The sequence below is a fragment of the Vibrio eleionomae genome, assembly GCF_009874545.1.
In the GTDB taxonomy this organism is placed as follows: domain Bacteria; phylum Pseudomonadota; class Gammaproteobacteria; order Enterobacterales; family Vibrionaceae; genus Vibrio; species Vibrio nitrifigilis.
Genome location: NZ_WEKT01000100.1, coordinates 1 through 5,813 on the forward strand (window position 1 = coordinate 1; position 5,813 = coordinate 5,813).

At 39.9% G+C, this 5,813-nt stretch carries 6 protein-coding genes and 2 pseudogenes; 3 read left to right on the plus strand and 5 right to left on the minus strand.

Annotated elements, in window-relative coordinates; genetic code table 11:
* Window positions 1–235, plus strand: a pseudogene (locus F9817_RS23305) (IS110 family transposase); the annotation flags it as partial.
* Window positions 236–268: 33 nt separating this feature from the next.
* Here F9817_RS23305 and F9817_RS23310 read toward each other — a convergent pair.
* Window positions 269–676, minus strand: coding sequence for a hypothetical protein (locus F9817_RS23310; protein WP_161158603.1), 408 nt, complete (start codon window positions 674–676; stop codon window positions 269–271).
* Window positions 677–784: 108 nt separating this feature from the next.
* Window positions 785–1,165, minus strand: coding sequence for a hypothetical protein (locus tag F9817_RS23315; RefSeq protein WP_161158604.1), 381 nt, complete (start codon window positions 1,163–1,165; stop codon window positions 785–787).
* Between the two features lie 235 nt (window positions 1,166–1,400).
* Here F9817_RS23315 and F9817_RS24360 point away from each other — a divergent pair.
* Window positions 1,401–2,368 (plus strand): annotated as a pseudogene (locus tag F9817_RS24360) (integron integrase).
* A 202-nt stretch (window positions 2,369–2,570) separates the two neighbouring features.
* On the opposite strand, the gene hemB reads toward F9817_RS24360, so the two are convergent.
* A complete protein-coding gene (gene hemB, locus F9817_RS23330) occupies window positions 2,571–3,557 on the minus strand; it encodes a porphobilinogen synthase (protein WP_161158607.1) in 987 nt (328 codons plus the stop codon).
* Between the two features lie 214 nt (window positions 3,558–3,771).
* Between hemB and F9817_RS23335 the strand changes: the two genes are divergently transcribed.
* Window positions 3,772–4,068, plus strand: coding sequence for a YciI family protein (locus tag F9817_RS23335; protein WP_161158608.1), 297 nt, complete (start codon window positions 3,772–3,774; stop codon window positions 4,066–4,068).
* 10 nt (window positions 4,069–4,078) lie between these two features.
* Here the strand turns inward: F9817_RS23335 and F9817_RS23340 are convergent, their stop codons facing one another.
* Both F9817_RS23340 and F9817_RS23345 read right to left on the minus strand, forming a co-directional pair.
* On the minus strand, window positions 4,079–4,954 hold the full coding sequence (locus F9817_RS23340; protein WP_161158609.1) for a LysR family transcriptional regulator: 876 nt from the start codon (window positions 4,952–4,954) through the stop codon (window positions 4,079–4,081).
* Window positions 4,955–5,086: 132 nt separating this feature from the next.
* Window positions 5,087–5,704, minus strand: a complete 618-nt coding sequence (locus F9817_RS23345) for a YagU family protein (protein WP_161158610.1) — start codon at window positions 5,702–5,704, stop codon at window positions 5,087–5,089.
* Window positions 5,705–5,813: the final 109 nt, after the last annotated feature.

Consider the following 5,813-nt stretch of genomic DNA (forward strand, 5'->3'; position numbering starts at 1 on the left):
GTTTATCGAATGGGCTGGGCTTTCTGTCCGTTTTTCATTTTGGGCAAAAGCGTTTTATCAGCAACAAATCGAAAAAGGGAAACCACATAATACAGCGATAAGAGCACTCGCTTTTAAGTGGATTAGAATTGCTTTTCGATGCTGGAAAAGCAGTACACCGTATGACGAAACTAAGTATTTAGAGTCTTTAAATGCAAAGGGATCACAGCTTCTCACTTACGCATTAAATGGCTAAAATTTTACTTGTTGTCCATCTCAGGGCGTGTTGTTAGGCATATGGTGTACCAGCTGCTACACCATCAACTTTTTGGCTAGGATCTGTTTCCATTAGATACAAATCCCAACATTCTTTCACAAATACTTCCCTAGCTTTGTCCAATGATTCATGTTGACTAAATGCGTTAAAATGACCACGTTCTCCATAACCAAATAGCCATTTTCCATTTTCTTCGACAATATAAAATTTATCGTTACCGCCGCTGACACCTTCCTCTAAGATGCTTTGAGGAATACCAAATTCCTTTACATATTCCCACAGTTCTTGATAAGTCAACTCTAAAATAGACTTAGGATCGCCTTTTTTATACCAATCTGCTCCAAAGAAATCTGATAGCAAATAGGCCATTCTCATTTTCAAAATGGCTTTAATTAATTCTAATTTACTCGGAAGTTTCATTTAATATGCCTAACGCCCCAATCAATTGCGCATTACGCTGTAACCAAAGCGTTTAAAAAACTTTATACCACAACCGCAAAGATTAACTGCGTCAATTGCATTGGCTTGTTAGATCCAGTCCTCGTCATGAGGTTCAAAATCTTCGTAATTTGATATAAAACCGTTCTCTAAATCTGAGGACTTCTGCTCTGCCAACTCTTGCGAGCGTAAATCTAACAACAATTCGTGTAGTTGGCTCGGTGACAAATACTCGTCATATTCACACAGTTTTACATAAAACGGGGCATCTGTTTTCTGGGAGTACAGTTTCGATATCGAGCTAAGAATAACTCGGTCATCTTGCCAATTATTTTCAAATGCCTCGAAACAACAAATACACTCACCATTTAAACTAGCACTTTTTATTTGAGAAATACTCTTCCCCGATATCTCTCTGAGATACTTGATGTCAAAAGCGGTGAGTTCCTTTTTGGGTATAATTTCTATCATTATTTTTCTCAATCGCTGATTAAGGATCTAACAGTTATTATACAGAACCATTCTATGAGAACACTTCTGTATAATAACTTTCGTTTGCTAACGAATTCATCTAACGCCCTAACATAAGTAGTAAAAAAGTATGATCTTATTCGTTACTCATCGCAAAATACCGACTTGTTCTATCTAATTTGTCCACACTATGCTTTCATTATAACTGTATATAAAAACAGTATTGGGATTATGTATGAAATCACCTTTTTTAATCAGCTTAAAAGAGTTTATGCAAGCTCGACATTATGCGCGTAAAACGATTAAAGTGTACCTCTATTGGACAGTTCAATTTATCCATTATCATAATAATCAGCATCCCCAAAAGCTAACCAACACCCATGTTGAAGATTTTTTAACCCACTTGGTCGTTAATCTTAAATGCGCTTCTGCTACACAATCTTTGGCACTGAACGCATTGGTGTTCCTCTATCGTGACTTTCTCGAACAACCATTGGATATTGACTTAAGATTTCGTCGTTCAACCAAAAGCCGTAAACTTCCTGTTGTGCTAACACCACCGGAGGTTGTCTCTCTTTTTCCGCTATTCCACCCCACACGTTACTGCCCTATCAACTTATGTACGGCTCTGGGCTAAGATTAATGGAGACTGTCCGCTTAAGAATAAAGGATATCGATTTTGACTACGGAGCTCTCCGAATTTGGCAAAGTAAAGGTGGCAAAAATAGGGTCGTAACACTTGCAAAAGAACTTTATCCAGCTCTTCAACAACAAATATCTTTAGTTCGAATTATCCACCAGCAAGATCTCAATACTCAGTTCTACTCGGGAGTATCATTACCCGATCGATTAGCACTTAAATATCCCGAAGCACCAAAAAGTTTCGAATGGCAATTTTTATTCCCCGCACAACGTTTGAGCCAGTATGGCTTTATGCAAGGTTGGTATCGCCACCACATTCACGAAACATCGTTGCAAAAGATGATCCGCAAGGCTGCCAGTAAAACAGCCATCGGTAAACGTCTATCTTGCCATACTCTGCGTCATTCTTTCGCTACTCACCTACTTGAATCTGGTTCAGACATACGTACGGTACAAGAGCAGCTTGGACATTCTGACGTAAAGACGACACAAATATATACTCATGTGATTGACCGTGGCGCTAGTGGGGTAAAAAGTCCACTTTCTCATCTTATGCTATGAAGTAATATTCCACGCTACCGCCCTTCCGAGCACGAAATATCACAACCACTACATATAAACCGATTGCATATATTTATAACAAATCACTACCGTAATTCCTATTGTAAATATGGGGCCTGTGACAAAAAAGACCGCTCAAAAGGCGGCCTATCTGGCAGATTTTTATATTAATATTTATTAATATAATCAATTGGTTAAAAAATTACTCGGTATCTTCTGCTAACCATTGAGCGATCTGTTTAGTGTGGTAACTAACGATGACCTGTGCTCCCGCTCTTTTAAAACCGATTAACGTTTCGAAAACAGTGCTTTTCTCATCAAGTGCACCCGCCATTGCTGCAAATTTGATTGCCGCATATTCACCTCCCACTTGATAAACAGCCAAAGGTAAATGAGTTTCTCGACGCAGATTGGCAACAACATCAAGATAAGGTGTTCCCGGCTTAACCATCAAAATATCAGCTCCTTCAGATTCATCAAGTAATGCTTCTTGCATTGCTTGATGGCCATTCGCAAAATCCATCTGATATGCCTTTCTATCACCTTTTAATTCGCTATCAACGGCAACACGAAATGGGCCATAAAATGAAGATGAAAATTTGACTGCGTGAGCCAAAATAGCAACATGCTCATAACCTGCGGCGTCTAAACCATCTCGAATAGCTCGCACCTGCCCATCCATCATCGATGAAGGCGCTAGCATATCGGCGCCCGCTTGAGCAGCCACAACACTTTGTTTTACCAATAATTCTAAGGTTGCATCGTTATTAACATGTTCTCCATCAAATACACCACAGTGGCCATGAGTCGTGTATTCACAAAAACAAATATCAGGGACCACCAACATATCTGGACATGCCTCTTTGATGCTTCGAATCATCCGTGCCAGCAGTCCATCAGGATTATAAGTATCACTGCCACACGCATCTTTATGATGAGAAATACCAAAAGGCATAACTGCGCGAATTCCCAGCGCATAAAGCTCTTTCACTTCATCCGCAATATGGCTTTCTGGCAAACGCACAATTCCAGGTAGCGTTGAAATTGGTTGAGGTTCAATAATCCCCTCTTCAATAAAAAGTGGATGAATTAAATCTGTCAGTTTGAAGTCATGCTCTTGCAGCATGTCGCGCATCGCCGGTGTTCTACGTAATCGGCGTAGACGTTTTAAAGGGGTAATTTGATTCATTCGACTTTACTTCCATTATTTTAAGAATGGGTAATATTATGCTCTCATTGATATAAATTGCCACAGGCACAGCTTAGACTGGCGTTTAAACCATCGACTCTAGAGAGCATAAGTGATTGTTGCATGACATTAAACAGTGCGTTGCACTCTTACGCCTAGGACTGTTCTATAAAACTCGTAAGATAACTAGACACTTAAAAACCGAGGAAAAATCATGTTTATTGTGTCTTTAAATTATCTCTGTGATATCGAAACGGTAGAGAAATATGTGGGCATACATCGGCAATTTATGGTGCCCTATTTCTCTGAGGGAGTGTTTATAGCAGCGGGAAGAAAAGAACCACGAACAGGAGGTATTATACTCGCTCAAGGGATATCAAAATCCGAGCTACAAAAGGTCATAAAACAGGACCCTTTTTATCAGCACAATATTGCAAAATACGATGTCATTGAATTCATCCCATCGAAAACCATTGAGGGATTCCCCGCAGCTAAGGCTATAACAAATTAACGTTCGGCCACTATTCTGTAATTGAAAGCGCTTTAATAAAATCGATAAATGCCTGCTCACGTTTTGAAGGTTGTGCATTAACATGCACAATATACATGGGTAAAGGGGCAGGCATATATTGATCTAACACCGATATTAATCGCCCAGATTCCAAAGCATTTTTTACTGTAAAATCAGGCAAGTAAGCAAGGCCATGCCCTGCGATAGCGAGTTCGGTAAGATCCAAGCTATTGTTTACTCGTGTCTCGCCATACACAGGTATCGCGAACGGTTTATTATGCTCTTGATAGATCCAAGTTCTTTGGCGGTTATCAAAGTGCAATAAGCAGCTATGGTGTTCAAGATCTTCCGGTTGTTGAGGAATCCCGTGTGTTTCAAGGTATTGAGGAGATGCAACCGTACGTTTCTTCCAATATCCTACCAACGAATAATAAAGCTCACTGTCAGGCAACGCACCACAGTGCAGCGCCAAATCATATCCATGGCTGAAAAGTTCGAGTGAATGGTTACCCACTACAATATCTAGGCTGATATCTGGATAGTGTTCATAAAATTGCTTCAATGATGGAATCACATAGCGCTGATTGATCGAGTGAGGTATTCCAATTTTAAGATGGCCATTGAGTGCTTGGTTATCATTACTTGCTTGATGTAAGCACTGTTCATACATGTTGATCACTTGCTTACAACGCTGGTAAAAAGCATTCCCTGAATCCGTTAACGCAATAGATCGAGTATTACGTTTGAGCAATGGGCTTTTTAAAGTATGTTCTAGTTTTGATATATGTCGACTTACCATTGCTGGCGATATATCTAGCTCATTCGCTGCGGCACGAAACCCATTGTATTCCACAACCCGACAAAACACTTTCATAGACTCAATCATAATCTTGCTACTTGCGTATGTAACTTTTTGATAAAGATACAATAAAAATCAAATACTACAAAAATAAAGGCCGCTCGAGGCGACCTTTACTTATTCAGAATGTTAGACTGAGACGTTATCTATCAATGATGATTAACGTGCTTTTGCGTCTAGAGCCACTTCTGGATCGGGTTCTTTGGTGATGCGGTTACGCAAGTCACGGCGGATAATTTCAATTGACCAGAACCATACTAGGTGACCAAAGATTTCTGATACGTTTTCGTACCAAGGTAGGTCCCATAGTGGAGGAGTCAGACCCATTGTAGTAAATGAGATCCAGTGAACTGCCACTGTTGCTAGGAAACCAGCTAGAAGACCTTGCCACAATTTAATTTTAGGGAAAACTTCAGCAACGATACAGTAACCAACAGCAAACACGATAGAGAACGTGATGTGTGTTACACCAACCCAGTTGAACACGTGACCTGCGAAAGTGTATACAGGTGAGTTTGGATCTGTCACATGTAAGTAATCGCGTAGGAACAAGTATGGAGGGTTAAGGAAATTACGAGAACAGTCAACGTTCGCTGCTGCACGGATTAGGTGTTCAGGAGCACATGCTGCTGTAAAAATATCAGAAGGGCTACGTGGAGGAAGTGGAACTTCACCGCCCCATTTTACGAATGCAGAAACGATACCAGCGATTAGGCCGATAAACGCAGCTAAACCATAACGTCTACGTGATGGATTGGTTTGCTCAAATAGATTCATGTTATTACCATAAAAATGTGAGTTAAAAAGATTGATAAAGATATTATCACCCTGTAGCCCACAAAATACGAATGTAGATCAAAAAAAGACAGTATATATTCATAAAATT